This is a genomic window from Microbacterium sp. 71-36 (genome assembly GCF_001898305.1).
Taxonomy (GTDB): domain Bacteria; phylum Actinomycetota; class Actinomycetes; order Actinomycetales; family Microbacteriaceae; genus Microbacterium.
In genome coordinates, this window is sequence record NZ_MKTP01000001.1 from 521,500 (window position 1) to 535,745 (window position 14,246).

19 protein-coding genes are annotated in these 14,246 nt (G+C 69.0%); 3 read left to right on the forward strand and 16 right to left on the reverse strand.

Features of this window, described 5'->3' with window-relative positions:
• Nucleotides 1-42: 42 nt before the first annotated feature.
• The 3 genes from BGO45_RS02555 to BGO45_RS02565 are packed head-to-tail and all read left to right on the forward strand — an operon-like array spanning nt 43 to nt 1,033.
• A complete protein-coding gene (locus BGO45_RS02555; protein ID WP_292690663.1) occupies nt 43-234 on the forward strand; it encodes a type II toxin-antitoxin system HicA family toxin in 192 nt (63 codons plus the stop codon).
• Nucleotides 235-245: 11 nt separating this feature from the next.
• Nucleotides 246-626, forward strand: coding sequence for a hypothetical protein (locus BGO45_RS02560; RefSeq protein WP_292690665.1), 381 nt, complete (start codon nt 246-248; stop codon nt 624-626).
• A gap of 14 nt (nt 627-640) precedes the next feature.
• Nucleotides 641-1,033 (forward strand): DUF732 domain-containing protein, encoded by a 393-nt coding sequence (locus BGO45_RS02565; RefSeq protein WP_292692825.1) that lies wholly within the window; start codon nt 641-643, stop codon nt 1,031-1,033.
• Here BGO45_RS02565 and BGO45_RS02570 read toward each other — a convergent pair.
• From BGO45_RS02570 to BGO45_RS02645, 16 genes are all read right to left on the reverse strand, one after another.
• Nucleotides 1,030-1,734, reverse strand: a complete 705-nt coding sequence (locus BGO45_RS02570) for a hypothetical protein (protein WP_292690667.1) — start codon at nt 1,732-1,734, stop codon at nt 1,030-1,032. The genes BGO45_RS02565 and BGO45_RS02570 overlap by 4 nt on opposite strands.
• Nucleotides 1,734-2,819, reverse strand: coding sequence for a hypothetical protein (locus BGO45_RS02575; RefSeq protein WP_292690669.1), 1,086 nt, complete (start codon nt 2,817-2,819; stop codon nt 1,734-1,736). The genes BGO45_RS02570 and BGO45_RS02575 overlap by 1 nt, the downstream gene beginning before the upstream one ends.
• 16 nt (nt 2,820-2,835) lie before the next feature.
• Nucleotides 2,836-3,606: a hypothetical protein gene (locus BGO45_RS02580; RefSeq protein WP_292690670.1), complete on the reverse strand. Its 771-nt coding sequence runs from the start codon at nt 3,604-3,606 to the stop codon at nt 2,836-2,838.
• Nucleotides 3,603-7,070, reverse strand: coding sequence for a tape measure protein (locus BGO45_RS02585; RefSeq protein ID WP_292690672.1), 3,468 nt, complete (start codon nt 7,068-7,070; stop codon nt 3,603-3,605). Before BGO45_RS02585 ends, BGO45_RS02580 begins: the two co-directional genes overlap by 4 nt.
• 15 nt (nt 7,071-7,085) lie before the next feature.
• Entirely contained in the window at nt 7,086-7,346 is a 261-nt protein-coding gene (locus BGO45_RS02590) for a hypothetical protein (RefSeq protein ID WP_292690674.1), read from the reverse strand.
• 92 nt (nt 7,347-7,438) lie between these two features.
• Nucleotides 7,439-7,852: a hypothetical protein gene (locus BGO45_RS02595; RefSeq protein ID WP_292690676.1), complete on the reverse strand. Its 414-nt coding sequence runs from the start codon at nt 7,850-7,852 to the stop codon at nt 7,439-7,441.
• A 79-nt stretch (nt 7,853-7,931) separates the two neighbouring features.
• Nucleotides 7,932-8,774 (reverse strand): hypothetical protein, encoded by an 843-nt coding sequence (locus tag BGO45_RS02600; protein WP_292690678.1) that lies wholly within the window; start codon nt 8,772-8,774, stop codon nt 7,932-7,934.
• A 64-nt stretch (nt 8,775-8,838) separates the two neighbouring features.
• Nucleotides 8,839-9,258, reverse strand: coding sequence for a hypothetical protein (locus BGO45_RS02605; RefSeq protein ID WP_292690680.1), 420 nt, complete (start codon nt 9,256-9,258; stop codon nt 8,839-8,841).
• A complete protein-coding gene (locus BGO45_RS02610; RefSeq protein ID WP_292690682.1) occupies nt 9,251-9,544 on the reverse strand; it encodes a hypothetical protein in 294 nt (97 codons plus the stop codon). The genes BGO45_RS02605 and BGO45_RS02610 overlap by 8 nt, the downstream gene beginning before the upstream one ends.
• 15 nt (nt 9,545-9,559) lie before the next feature.
• Nucleotides 9,560-9,913 (reverse strand): hypothetical protein, encoded by a 354-nt coding sequence (locus tag BGO45_RS02615; RefSeq protein WP_292690684.1) that lies wholly within the window; start codon nt 9,911-9,913, stop codon nt 9,560-9,562.
• Nucleotides 9,910-10,269: a hypothetical protein gene (locus tag BGO45_RS02620; RefSeq protein ID WP_292690686.1), complete on the reverse strand. Its 360-nt coding sequence runs from the start codon at nt 10,267-10,269 to the stop codon at nt 9,910-9,912. Before BGO45_RS02620 ends, BGO45_RS02615 begins: the two co-directional genes overlap by 4 nt.
• Nucleotides 10,270-10,290: 21 nt before the next feature.
• Nucleotides 10,291-10,494, reverse strand: coding sequence for a hypothetical protein (locus tag BGO45_RS02625; protein WP_292690688.1), 204 nt, complete (start codon nt 10,492-10,494; stop codon nt 10,291-10,293).
• On the reverse strand, nt 10,494-11,411 hold the full coding sequence (locus tag BGO45_RS02630; protein WP_292690689.1) for a hypothetical protein: 918 nt from the start codon (nt 11,409-11,411) through the stop codon (nt 10,494-10,496). Before BGO45_RS02630 ends, BGO45_RS02625 begins: the two co-directional genes overlap by 1 nt.
• A 19-nt stretch (nt 11,412-11,430) precedes the next feature.
• Nucleotides 11,431-11,790 carry a capsid cement protein gene (locus BGO45_RS02635; RefSeq protein ID WP_292690692.1) on the reverse strand — a complete coding sequence of 120 codons (360 nt, stop codon included), beginning with the start codon at nt 11,788-11,790 and terminating at the stop codon, nt 11,431-11,433.
• 3 nt (nt 11,791-11,793) lie between these two features.
• Nucleotides 11,794-12,975 (reverse strand): head maturation protease, ClpP-related, encoded by a 1,182-nt coding sequence (locus tag BGO45_RS02640; protein ID WP_292690694.1) that lies wholly within the window; start codon nt 12,973-12,975, stop codon nt 11,794-11,796.
• Nucleotides 12,972-14,240, reverse strand: a complete 1,269-nt coding sequence (locus BGO45_RS02645; protein ID WP_292690696.1) for a hypothetical protein — start codon at nt 14,238-14,240, stop codon at nt 12,972-12,974. Before BGO45_RS02645 ends, BGO45_RS02640 begins: the two co-directional genes overlap by 4 nt.
• Between the last annotated feature and the right edge of the window lie 6 nt (nt 14,241-14,246).

A 14,246-nucleotide genomic window follows, 5' to 3' on the forward strand; every position in this document is an offset into this window, starting at 1 on the left:
ATGCGCTAGACAGAGTGTGTCTATGTCGAGTAGACTGATTGCATGGTCAGTGAGCAGCCCACCCGCAAGGTCGTCAAGCAGATGCGCGACGCTGGATGGGTGCCGCTGCGCACCGTCGGGTCGCACACGACCTGGCAGTCCCCGACCGGAGCAACGTTCACGCTCCCCGACGGGCACAGGACCATCAGCCCCGGCGTCTACCGGCAGCTGCTGAAAGCACTCGGCGAGAAGTGAGGAAGGGAACCATGACCAGCTACACCGCCACCGCGACCCGCGAGGGAACGTGGTGGATGATCCGAATTCCGGAGATCGACGGGCTCACCCAGGCCCGCAGGCTCGACCAGGCAGGCGAAATGGCACGCGAGTACATCGCCGCATCTCAGGACGTTCCCCTCGAGGACGTTAAGGTGACCGTGACCGTGAAGAGCGTCGCCGGCATCGACGTGATGGCAGAGAAGCAGGCGATCGACAATGCCCGCTACCAGGCATCCGTCGCTGAGCGCGAGGCGACAGAGCGGGCCGTGACTCTCGCAAAGCGACTCTCAGCGAGCAAGCTCACCGTCCGCGAGATCGGCACCGTGATGGGCATCTCTCATCAGCGCGCCGATCAGCTCCTCAAACGATGAGTAGGGTGAGCGACATGAAGCGTGGAATCATCGCCGCGGGGGCGGTCGCGATGCTGCTGCTCACCGGGTGCACCGCTACGAATCAGGCCGCGAGCAACGACACGGGCTCATCCGCCGCACCCGTAGCTTCCGAGGCGCCGCTGGTCGCCGAGACGCCCACCGCGGCCGCAGACGGCGGCGAGACCGCGTTCCTTACTGAGGTGCGCGCGAAGCTTCGGCCCGACAACGTGATTCCGAACGCCACCGACGAACAACTCCTCGCCGCGGGCCATCTGGCTTGCGAGAGACTTGCCGAGAGCCAGAGCGGCGAGCAGGTCTCTGTCATCGATGGGGAAAAGCCCGACCAGGGCGGTTACTACCGCGACAGCATCCAGATCCTGAACGCTGCCGCGTCCACGCTCTGCTAGCCGGCGACAACCCGACGCACGTCGCCTGCCGCGTTGATATAGAGGGAGCCGACGGGGCTGTCGTCGGGAGTGAGGCTCTTGGCAATCGGCACGAGATTTGCGAGATTCACCTGTCCATCGACGACGAGGGACTGCGCGATTCGGGCCGAGCCGTTCACCCGGAGCTGCGGCGTGTTGAACACGATGGCGAGCAGCGAAGATATGAAGCCCTCGGCTGCGCCTGAGATTCGCACCGGTCCGACCTGGATGTAGCCGCCGGTCGCGACGTCGAAAGAGCCCGTCAGGTTGACGTGTCCGGAGATCTCACCGTTCCCGGTGATCGACCAGCCGTTGCCGTTCAGCTTCATGACACCGTTGATGTCCATGTCGCCGACCTGCGTGACCTTGCCGGTGACGGTGTAGTTCCCGGTGATCTCCCCCGACCCCGTCAGCTTCCACGGGCCGCTGACCTGGAATGTTCCGGTGACGGTGGTGGGCCCGCTGACGCCGAAGGTTCCGGTGACGTTCGTGGTTCCGTCGACCTGCAGGGTGCCGACGATCTCGACACGGCCGCCCGAGTCCACGCGGAGCAGCCCTCCGATGAAGCGCATCCGCCCCGACGTGATCGAGGAGTTTTCCAGCCACGAGCCGGATTCGAGCTTGCGGAGCCGGTAGAAGATGTCCTTGATCCACGCGGTCACGTCGTTGAGGCTGGTCGCCATCACTGCACCTCCGGTTGGATGACGCGGCCCGAGTCGCCGGAGACCTTCACGACGCGCACATGGTGCTCGCCGTCGGGGATGACGGGGTCGCCGTACACCTCGATTTCGAGCGTGCGCCCGGGCGTGACGAGTTCCGGGCCCCACCCGTCGCCCGCGGTGTAAGAGCCGATGTCCCACTGGATGACGGCGCCTACGTTCGCCGCGTAATAGGTGTCGGTGGCCTGCTGCAGCTCGTTGCCGATCAGGTCGGGGAAGCTCTTCCGGGTGTCGCGGATAGGGATGCCGACGGTCCCTCCGGCGCTCGCGCGATGCTGATCTTCGCCGGTCCCGGCGCCGATGCCCTCTACTCCGGTGACCTGGTTGGCGCCATCGACGCGGTAGCGGATCCCAGCGAGTGGGGACTGCTCGGCTTCGAGGTGGAAGTGGGTTCGGCCCGCGTCGATTGGTGCGCCAACGAGCGTGCGGAAGCGGACGCCGCCGGACTCCGTCGGGTAGGGCGCGAAGTAGATCTCGCAGCCCGTGCGGTCGCGGATCTCCTTCAGGACATCCCCGATGAGCGTGCCCTTCCAGAACACCCACTCTCCCGAGAAGCCCCCGCCGCCGTCGGCGGGGAGATCGATCGGGAGCTGCCACTGGGCGTTCCACTGCATCATCCGGGCGACCGCGGCGCGCACCGCGCCGGACGCCGACTTGTTCGTGATCGACAGCTTCGAGTACTTGTCCGCGCCGACACCGTCGATGAGCCGCCAGTCGGCGAAATCGAATACGTCGACCGCGGCGACTGTGACCGCGCCCTTGTCGCGGTCGTAGTCGAAGCTGTCGATCTTGTGCGCGCACATCACGACGTCGCCGGCGTGCGCACCGCCGTTCTCTCCCCACCAACGGACCAGCATCCGCGCGTTCGGATTGAACAGCCACCGGATGTTACCCGTGCCCCACGTCTGCTCGCTGAGCACGACGGTCAACGAGCTCTCCCCGTCGCCGGACAGGCTCGCCGAGAACGGCGCGTCAGCGGTCACCGAGAGCCGCTCGATTGGATTCCCGGTTGCCATGTCGTGCACCCAGAACGACCACTCAGCGACCATGGCGGCCTCCTTCCGGTCAGACGTAGGTGTCGGCGAGGAGGACCCGGCCGGGCGCGGAGAGCGTGTGCTCCCACTGGGTGCCGTTCGGGACCGCCCAGATTCGCCCGCGTCCGACGCCCGGCATCCAGACCCCGTTGCGGGTCACGCGGCCCGTGCGCATGTCCAGACGGTGTGTGCCGCCTGCCGTCGCGCCGGTGACCGTGAACGTCCCGGCGGGGGAAGTGACGCTCCATGCAGCCGGCGCGGAGGGGATCTCGATGGTTGGCGTCGCCGGGAAGTTCCCGCGTGACGGGACGAGCACTGCGCCGCCTCCTGCGCCGACGACGAACGGTTTCGCGTCGACCGCGTACTTCCTCGGGTCAGCCGCGACTAGTTGTGCCGCCATCGACCCGCGGAGCATCCCGCCCGCGCGTCGCTGCAGATCGACACCCTCGGCCGAGATCACGCGCACGAGCGACGTGAGTTGCTGCCCCAGGTGGTCGACGACGAGCCAGAACCGAAGGCCCGTCGCGCCCCACCCGTTCACCTGATCGCACCACTGCTGCAGCTCGAACTCGGATCGCGCCAGGATCACGCCCGGGTCGATCGTGATCACCCGAGCGGGGAGGCGAACCGGGACATCGAACTCGCCATCGGACACGGCACGCGCCATCGCCTCGCGGCGACGAGAGGGAAGACCCTGCCAGCCCTGCAGGCCGTCACGACCTACGAACAGCCCCGTCTCCGCCGACGGGGAGGGCGCGCCACGAATGACGAGCCCTCCCCCGCGGACCTCGAGCGCGCTCATGTGCCCGCCCTTCTCGCCACACCCGCCAGCGCCTGGCCGGCGGCCACGACAGCGACCTCCGGGTCCATCTCGGCGAAGTTGTTGTTCTGGGTGATCTGGGCTGGCGCCGACCCGCTGCCGTTCCCGCCGCTCGCGGATCCGTCTGCGGTGATGGTGGAAGAGACGGTGCCGATCATCGCCTGCATGCGTGCGGCTTCCGCCTGCGCGGCGGCCGCCATCGCTGCCGACGCCCGCGCGACGTCGCCCTGCCCGTCCCCGATACCACCGGCCATCTGACCGGCGATCGCGGCGCCGCCGGAGCGGAGCGCGTACCAGCCCGACCCCGACAGGGGACCGCGCTTGGCTGGGGAGTGCGGGAAGAAGTCGCCGACGAAGTCCATGAGGCCGCCGAGGGCGTCCCCGACCTGACCGAACATCGACCCGATGCCATCGATCAGCGATTGGATGATCGCCTTCCCGGCATCCAGCAACGCGGGACCGAGCGCGAGGATCGCGTCGACCATCGCCGGACCCATGTCGGTGAGCGTCTGCTTCAGCTGAGGCAGCATCTCCGGGATCGCGGTCACGAGCGCCTTGAACAGCTCGATCCCGGCGTTGAGCAGCGTCGGGATGAGGCTGATCAAGGTGGTGATGATCTGCGGCAGCATGCCTACGATCGCGACGAGCAGCTGCGGGATCACTGTCAGCAGCCCGAGGACGAGCTGCAGGAACAGCTGGATGACCGTCTCGAGGAGCATCGGGATCATCCCGATGATCGTCGTCAGCAGCGTCGGCAGCAGTCCCACGAGGGTCGTTAGGAGTTGCGGGATGACCTGCACGAGCCCGAGTACCAGCTGCAGGAACAGCTGGATCGCGGTCGTGAGCAGAGTCGGCAGCATCCCGAGCAGGGCCGAGAGGATCGCCGGGAGCGCCCCGATGATCGTGGTCAGCAGGACCGGGATCACCCGGATGACGGCCTGCACGAGCCCGAGGAATAGCTGCATCGCCCCGGTGACGAGGGTCGGCAGCATCCCGACGAGCGCGGTGATCAGCCCCGTGACGAGGTCGACGATGCCGGAGACGACGACCGGGAGCGCCGCGATCAGTCCGGCTGCGAGGGCGGACACGAGCTGCAGTCCTCCGGCGACGATCATCGGGAGGTTCGAGACGAGCGCGGTGATGAGGCCCTGCACGAGCTGCAGCGCCCCGGACACGAGGACCGGGACGGCACTGACGATTCCGAGCACGAGCAGCTGCACGAGCTGCACCGCGGCGGTGAACAGGGCGGGTGCCTGGGCGAGGATCCCCTGCACCAGCTGAGGAACGAACGTGACGATCTGCGCGACGAGCCCGGGCAGGGCGTTCACGACCGACATCACGACGCTGGTCAGCGAGGTGACGAGGTCGGCGGCGTTCCCGCCGGTGAGCGCGAAGCCCGCCAGTGCTGCGGCGACGATCCCGACGGGGCCTCCCAGGAGCCCCAGGGCGCCCGTGAGGCCGGGAATGAGGGTCGTCAGCAGCGGGATGCGGGACAGGAGCGCGCCCAGTCCCCCCGCGCCGAGCGCCACGAACGCACCGGCGAGCGGCGCAACGATCCCCTGCATCCCGGCCAGGGCGCCGGAGAAGATCGACGCGCCCTCACCGATCCGGGTGAGGAAGCCGGTGATGCCGTCGAGCGCGGGGCCGAGCACCTTCAGCAGCACGCCGCCGAAGGCCTTCGCACGCTCCTCAATGGGGGCGAGCGCGGAGGTCGCGGCCTGGATCAGCGGGCCGATCTTGCCGTAGATGGGCTGCAGCGCGTTCGCGCCGATCCGACCGAGCGAGGCGAGGAAGTTCTTCGCCGCCCCGGGGACGGTCTTGCCCATTTCGTCAGCGACGGTGCCGGCGGCCTTGGTCGCGGCCTTCGAGAAGGTCTCGAAGTCGACCTTGCCGTCGGAGGCCATCTTGAAGACCTCGCCGGCGGTGACACCCATCTGGTCGGCGAGCGCCTGGTAGATGGGGATGCCGCGGTCGGCGAGCTGCGCGATGACGTCGTTCTGGACGCCGTTGGCCTGGGTCGCGGCCTTGTTGAAGATCGACCCCATCTCCTCCATGGAGATGCCCGCGGCTGACGCGTTGTTCGCGATCGACTTGAGGTGACCCTGGAGGGCCTCGCCCGGCTTGATGCCGGCGGCGACCGCGGATGCCGCGACCGTGGCGGCTTCCCCGAGTCCGAACGACGTGCCCCGCACGGACGCGAGGGCGTCGCCCATGATCGTCTGGACCGTGCCGGCGTCGTTACCGAGACCGGTGAGCTTCGCGCGGGCGGTGTCGATCGCGTTCAGCCGGGCGAAGCCCTTCGCGAACGACAGCCCGATGCCGGCGGCAGCGATGGAGACGGCGCCGGTAGCCGCGGACTGGATGCCGGAACCGAGCGCCGACCCTGCGGAGCGTGCCGCGCTTGAGGCGGCTGAGACGACCGGGCGGAACGCGGCGGCCGCGGCAGAGCCGAGCCCGGACAGACCGGACCGGAATGCACCGACGAGCTGCGTCGCGGCGGGACCGCCGAACGCCGCGATCTTGGTGAACGCTGCGCGAACCTGCGTGGTGACGGGGCTCAGGTAGGACGACACCCGAGTGCCGAGGCGCACGAACGGCGATGCGAGCAGCGTCCCCGCCGCGACCGCGTACTGCGTGTACGGCGCGAGTGCTCCGCGAACGGTCGAACCGACACTCGACACCCACGCCCGCGTCAGCCCCGCAGCCTTCGCGAGCTGCCCACCGATCATCGTCGCGAGGGACGTGAACGCGGACGCCGCCTGCTGGGCGCCAGCGCGCGCCAGACGCCCGAGGTACGTGAACCCTGTCACGTCCAGCAGGGCGCGAGTGAGGCCGCCCAGCGAGCCGGTGACGCCGCTGAAGGCGGACTGCGCGGCACGCGCGTCGGTGAAGCCCGAACGGAAGTTCGCGAGCATCTGGCGGATGCCGCCGGACGCTGCCACCGACGTCGCCGCGACGCCGGCCTGTGCGCCGCGGAGGTTCTCCTGCGCAGCGCGCAGGCGCGCGGTCGCGGCAGCGACGGCCTCCGTGGAGGTCGCGGAGGTCCGACGAACGGATGCCAGCCGCTCCTCCGCAGCGACCGCCTGCGAGGACTCAGCGCCCGACTTGGCGATTGCCTCCTGCAGACGAGCCTCGGCGATGCGAACGCGACCGGCGTCATCCTGCTGCCGCAGCCGCGCCTTCGACAGCGCGGCGGATGCCGACGCGACGTCGCGGGTCAGACCGGCGACTTCTCCCGCGGCCATCCCCGCCGCCGCGGATGCGACGGACGACTTCAGGTCCTGGCCGAGGCTGCGGCCGAGCTTGCGGCCGATGCCGCGGAACCCGTCCTCCGTCGCCTTCGCTCCTGCCAGACCGGCGGAGGTCGCTTCACGGGCGACCGTCGAGCGGAATCCCCGCATGGTGGGGACGACTGCGAAGTGGCCGGAGCCGAGCTCGTCGGACATGCCACCTCCCCAGGGTCAGCTGAAGACGAAGTCCGCCTCGAGCGCGGATTCGGCCGCAGCGATCTCATCGGGCGTGGCCGCCGACTGCTCTTTCGGCAGCTTCATCGACCAGGGCATGACCGCCATCGCGGCATCCCGCTTCGGGATCTGCGCGACCATGGTCAGCAGCTCCGGCATGGATGCCGGGTACGCCCACCCCGCAAGTTCGGCGCCGAGCGCCGTCGACGGATCCGCCGCGGCGCGCTTGACGAGGACGCACGCCTCGCCCCAGCTCACGGCGTCACCCAGGTCCGAGAGCCCGATCCCGCAGGACGAGCGAAGCGTCCACGCGGCGGCGGAGCGGTGCTCTCGGATGATCTGGACGACGCTCAGGATTCCGGGAGCTTCGCCCCCGCGATGCGCTGGAAGACCTGCGAGAACTTCGTCGCCATGGCGATCGTCTCCGGCAGGTTGTGTCGGGTGAACTCGTCGCGCGCCTCCGGGCCGCCCCACTGCTCGAGCATGAGCTTCACCTGGTCGACGGGATCCGCGGCCTTCTCGCTGAGCGCGTCGAGTTCGTCGAGAGAGATGTTCAGCGGCAACTTCACCTTGACGCCGTCTTCGAAGCGGCCGATGAAGTTCTTGCCGACGATGATGTACTTGATCTTCGGCGCGAGCGCGTCGATCGCCTTCTGCTCGTCCTCCTCGGTCCAGGCGTCGAAGTCGAGGCTGTCGAGGTCGATGTCGTCGAGGTCGGTGACTTCCGCCGCGGGGGCGGGCTTGCTGGCGGCACGTGTGGCCATGTGATGTTCTCCTATCGGGGTTCTCGGGTTCGGGCGAAGGCTGGCCGGGTGACCCGATAGCACCCGGCCAGCCGGTCTGTCACGCGACGGTGACCGAGGGGCTGGAGCCGCCGGTCAGCGCCTTCGACGCGAGCGCGAGCACCGCGGCCGTCGGCAGCGTCACCGTGTACGGGCCCGTGCCGCTCGCGGTGATCCCGGAGATGCCGGTCACTCCCGCGAGGCCGTTGAGCGCGTTCGAGACCGCCGAAGCGGACGCGTCGAACGCGATCGGCGGCGTGTTCACACCGTTCAGCGACAGCGTGAAGGTGCCGCCCGTGGGGGTGCCCGTGATGGTCACCGCCCAGCCGGTCTTCGCAGTCGCGGACGTGGGCTGGATGAGCCAGTCGCGGTAGAACCCGCCTACCGTCTCGTCCCAGATCCACTCGAAGGTCACGGCGCGGCCGTTCACTTCGCCGCGGGTCTCCTGGTCGGTCTCGACGGCGGAGATGCGCGCGAGGCCGTTGCGCACACGGGTCGCACCGTTCTTGTACTTCGTGACGACCAGAAGCGGGAACACCGTGTCGGGGGTGAGCCCGGACACCACGATCATCCCGTTCGCGTCGGGCGTCTTGCCCGTGGTGAGGCGGCGCACGCGCTGGTCGAACTGCGCGAGGTTGATCTGGATGGTCGGCTGGTCGTCGCCGGCAAGCTTCTTGCCGCGCTGGAAGAACTCGATCGCGTCGCCCGCGTCGCCGCCTTCCTGGGGGCCGCCGTCGACCTTGAACAGGCCGACCTTCTCGTACCCGGCCGGGACCGCGATGGGCAGCGTCGCGCCCTGCAGCGACGTCAGGTACGTCGGCTCCCCCGTGAGCTGCACGGCCGCGAACCCGGTGATGGGGACGCCAACCGCGCCGAGGTCGTCGCCATCGGCATCTGCTGTCATTTCTCCTCCTTCAAAGGAAGGGCCGCCCCACCCTGGGACGGCCGCATGGGGTTGGCGTCGGCGGTCAGGTGCCGACGACCGTGTACTGAGCGGTCTGATACCGCCGAGCCACGTCGAGCGCCTCGGGAACGGAGTACGGGCCGTTGAACCCGTCCCGCTCGACCGAGGCGATAGGACTGTTGGGTGCGGTGACGATCTCCTCGTCCGCGAGGACTGAGGACAGCCACCGCGCGACGTCGTTGACCGGTTTCGGGAACGCCTTCGACCCGCCGAGCACAGTGGCGCCCACAGAGCGGTCGAACGTCGTCAGGTCTTTGCGAGGCCCGGAGTCGTCGCGCAGGACGATCAGCGGCCGCTCCATCTCGACGGTGAGGTCGTCCGGCTCCACGTTGTCGACGTCGACGTCCACATCCTCGGAGGCCGCGACGCTGCGCACGTACTCGGTGAGCCAGAGCTCGAAGTCGGGCGGGGTGACCCTAGCCACGGCGACGCAGGCCCTTCATCGCGCGGACGACGATGCCGCGCTGGGACTCCAGGAGGAGCGTCTTGGAGTCGTGGCCCACGATTCGCCACACGGTGCGGTAGCGGGACTTCCGAGACTCGAGACGGAAGCCTTGTTTGTAGTCGCCGCTGTCTTCGGGGGCGGAGGCGATGATGGCGGCGAGCCCCTGCTCTGCGATCTTCCGTGTCGCCTCGATGACCTGCGGCGACTCCAGGATGCGATCCATGACCGGCTGGTTGAACCGGATGTCAGCGTCTCGGCGGGCCATGCGCGCCTCCTTCCGTCAGCCGACGTATCGGGTCAAAGGGATCTCCCGCGGCGGCGTCCAACCGGTCCACGGGTTGGAGTCGGCCGCGGGCGGGATGCCGTCGATCGTGTAGACGTCGGCGCCGACGCGGATCCGGTCGCCCTTGCGAACGTCGAAGTCGCCGGCGCAGAACAGGGACTTGGATTCGGCGGCCTGCTCCCGGGCGGCGTCGCCGAGCCGCGAGGTCGACGTCTGCGCGACGAACGCTCCCGGGATCGGGAGCACCTCGGGGTCGTCCCAATTCGCCGCGACGGACTTGCTCGGGTTGTACGGGCTCGCGACGCGCTTTGCACGGAGGCGCTCCACTGTGCGGCCGTGAGGGAAGCTCACGAGTACGTCTCCGGCCACAGGCGCGACACCGGGCGCTCGAGCGGGAAGCTCCCGCGAGGCAGCCCGGTCGGCGCCGACGCCGTGCAGAGGGACCGCAGCCCGGCGCGGTCCTGGGCGCTCCATGTCTCGGCGTCCCAGTACGCCACGCGCGCTGAGCCGATCGACTGGTCCTTCACACGCCGCGACCCGGGCGCGGGGGCCTCTGCGGCCACACCGCGAAGGATCGCGAGCGCATCCTTCTTCTCCTCCGAGTCGTTCTCGAACGAGTCGATGCAGGGGGCGATGGAGCGTGCCGCGACGATGATGCGGCGCGCCGCGTCCTCGTCCACTCCGGGGAAGTCCTCGGGTGTGATCATCTCCACCGCCCCCTCTCGGGCTCAGGCTCCGCCTGCGCCGTCGGTCTCTTCGACCTCGTCGTCCTTCTCGATCAGATCGATCTTGAGGAGACGCTTGATCTCCTCGTCCTCGACCGTGGTGGGCAGCCGGCGGCCGCGGCGGAAGTACGCCTCGCCGCCCTGGGCGCCCTGCACCTTGACGACGATCTGCGCCGCCTTGACCTTGTAGCGCGTCTTGGCAGCCATCAGAGCCCCGTTCCCGTGATCGTGTAGCCAGCCGTCGGATCGACGACGACGGGCACCGTGATGCGGCGAGCCCGCAGCAGGTAGCCGTCCGTCTTGTCCTCACGGATGGTCTTCGTCTCGATGCCGTTGCCGGCGTCGCCGTAGCCCGGGCTCGAGTTCTTCTCGTCGGCCATGCCACCGAGCTCCGTCGTGTCCAAGATGAGCGGCGCGGCCGTCGGCGTGTGCGGCGACCGCAGCCACCGCAGATCCAGCACCGTCGGCCACTGGCCGGTGATCAGCGGGTTCGCCGCCTCACGAGGCAGCAGGCCCGCGTCGAGGAACGTCGCCATCACGTTCGCCCACTGCGTCGGCTTCAGCACGATCGTGTCGAGGGTGTGACCCTCTCCCGACTCCTCCGCCTGCGCCTTAGCCAGCTCGATGCTCAGGCCGATGTTCTTCGCCGTCGACCACGCACCGGACGACTGGGTCTGCGTGACCTTCGACGCGATCACACCGAGCGCGCTCGAGTCGACCGCGCGCACCATCCGGTTGATGAGCTGGTTGAAGGCCTTGTTCACGACGTCGATGCCGCGCCGCTTGATGGAAGCGTCGAGGATGGGGATGTCGCGACCGAGGTTCTCGACGGCGGCGCCGGCGAGCGGTCCGGTCTGTGCCTGCGATCGCGGGTACTCGCCGCCGGGCGCGACGACCTCGGGGTCGTCGTCGATCTCGATCGGCTCGCCGTTCTCGTACAGGATCGCGCCACCGCTGGTGGTGTAGCGACCGACGAGGAGCGCGTCCGCGATGAACTTCTGGGCCGCGATGCTGCGGATGCGGCGCGCGAACAGGGTCTGCGACGAGAGGATCGCGTGGATCTGCTCCGTCGTGAGGTCCTCGGTTCCGGCGACCGCCGGGACCGGGTAAGTGAGGGATGTCATTCCGCTCGGTCTCCTTGTCTCAGTCCAGAGCGATCTGGATCAGCTGGTCCGCGGCGGTCGCCGTGGAGATGGCCAGGCCCAGGCCGGTCTCGCCGGCACCGACGGTGGCGACCTTCCCGGCGGCGGCGGCCTTGACGCGGTCACCGGCCGCGATGGCGGCCGACGCGACGAGCTTCTGCACGCCCCCGCGCAGGACGAGCACGTCGCCTCCGGTCTTCGTGTCAGTGGCTGCGGCGCCGAAGACCTTCGCGCTGCCCGCGCCGGCGTGCGCGACGCGGCGAGGGCCGGTGATCTCGACGAGGCGGCCGCCGATGACATCGGCCGTCGTCTCGCACGTGATCTTGTCGCCCGGCTCGAACATGTGGATGTGGCTGGTCATGGCTCAGGCCCCCTTCTTGTCCTCGCCCCACGCGGAGGCGTAGAGCGCGTCGTCGGCGCTGGTGAGGGCGTCGACCTTGCCGATCTCGGTCGTGTTGACCGTTCCCGGGGCGAGCGACGAGATGAGCGCGGTCGCCTTGTTCTCGTCGGCGTCGAGCATCGCCCGGAAGTGCGAGTGCGACGCCGAGGTGATGCGTCCCTCGCGGAGCGCGGTGTCGATGATGCCGTCGCGGCGGGACTTGTCCTGCGCGGCGCGCAGCTCGGTGACGGCGCGAGCGCTGTTCTGCAGGTCCGCGAGGACGGTCGCGTCGATCGCGACGGTCCCCTCGGGCAGAGCGGCGGCGGCGGCCGTCGTGGTGGGGGTCTCGGGCTGCTCCGCGAGCGCCTCGTCGAGGGCTGCGAGCAGCGTCTCGTCGGTGGCGGCAGCATCGGTCACGCCGAGCCGCTCGCGAAGGCCAGCCGTCAGATCGCTGTAGGCCACAGCGTTCTCCTTTCGGTTGGGTTCACCCGGCTCGGACGAGTCGGGAGTCTGCTGGACGACGACGGGCACCGCAGCGCGCGCCCGCATCGCCATGTCGTATCGGGCGCGAGGAGTGATGCCGGCGTTCGCCTCGGGGTTCGGCGCGTCCGACCACTCGTCAGCGAGTCCCGCCTCGACGGCCTCCTGCGCCGTGTACCAGGACTCCGCCTGCATCTGCTCCCGCCAGTGCTCACGGGTCTTGCCCGCCCGAGCGGTGTAGATGTCGGCGTAGGAGTCGGAGAGCTTGTGCAGGATCCCAGCCGTGTCCTCCATGGCTGAGGCAGGGCCCCAGCATCCGCCGGAGGCATCGTGGATCATCAGCATCGAACCGCGGGCCATGGTGATCTTGTCGCCGGCCATCGCGATTGCGGATGCCGCGGAGGCGGCCAGGCCGTCGACCGTGACCTCCACCCGCGCGCGGTGACGACGGAGTGCGTTCATGATCGTGATGCCGTCCCAGGCCGCGCCACCGGGCGAGTTCAGGTGCAGGTTGATCGTGTCGACGTCGAGTGCGTCGATCTGCTCAGCGAAGCTTCGCGCTCCGACGCCGCCGCCGTACCAGCGTTCGCCGATCTCGTCGTAGATGTGGACGTCGGCGGACGTCGGCTCGCCGTCGTCGGCGGCCTTCGCCTCGATCCGAAACCACCCGCGGGAATCCTTGCTCATGCGGCCTCCTTAGCCAGGTCAGTCGGCGTGCTCGTGGTGGTCGACTCGACGGGGAGGCCCCACCGGTCGCGCACGTACGCCTTCAGGTGGTCGTCCACGACGAGCGCGCCGCACTCGATGAGCGCCTTCAGCACCTCGGCGGTGACCTGCTGTCGCTCACCGATCGGCGCCGGGACCAGCCGAGGCGCAGGCTCCTCCGGCCCCCAGTTGAGGTCGACGAGGTCTTCGATGACGTGCTGGTTGAACACGTCCGCCAGGAACTCGGCGATCGTGTTGAGCGAGTCCGTGAAGAATCCGCCGAGCACGTCGCTGAGCGCGTAGGAGCCCTTCGAGCTGTCGCCGCCGAGGTTGAGGAAGTGTGCGAGCACCGCGCGAGCGATCTGCTCGTCGTAGTACCGGATCGCCTTGTCGAGGTTGGGCAGCTGCCCCTCGACGCCGACGAACTTGAAGCTTCCGCCGGACCCGACGGCCAGGCCCGCCTCGTCGCCGGCGCGGGCAGCCTTGACCAGCTCCTCGCCGCGCTTGATCTGCTCGTCCATCCAGGCGAGCGCCTTGTCGGCGTCCATGCCCTCGGGCCATGCGGGCGCCTCGAACACGGGGATGCCGAGCCCGTTGCGCTCGGCCGTGAGCGCCTGGATGCGGAGGATGCGGTCCTTCAGCAGCGCCATCTTGTAGGCGGCGCGCAGCAGCGACTCACCGACCCAGTTGCCGCCCTCGCGCTCGTTGATGTACGCGACGAGGGCGCTCACCGGAATCGGCTTCCCGATCCCGTACTGCTCGATCGATTCGAGGCCGCCATCACGCGCGACGTTGATCTTCTCGATGGTCCGCGGGGGCCGCCATGCGAGCTTGGCGAGGGTGTCTCGACGCGCCGCGTCGACGGCGTAGACCTGTTCGAAGTAGGAGTGCCCGTAGACCAGGCACAGCATCGCCAGCCGCAGATGCTCCTTGAACGAGAACCGGCCCTTGAGTCGGCGGGGCGACGCGTTCGCCTTGCCCTTGACCGGCACACCGATGTTCCGGCTGACGAAGTCGGTGACCTCGTCCCGGCAGCCTGTGCCGTCGAGCGCCCAATCGGTGCGGATCACGGGGAGCGTGACCGCGCGGATGACCGACTTCACCTGTGGGTCTTCGCGCCGCATCCGATCGAACACGTCGATCGACTTCGGCCACATCATGTCCGGGTTCGTCTCGTGGGTCTCCTCCACGATGGACGACCAGCCGATGATCCCCCACGGGCTGACCTGATAGCCCTTCTCGGTCACGTCGGC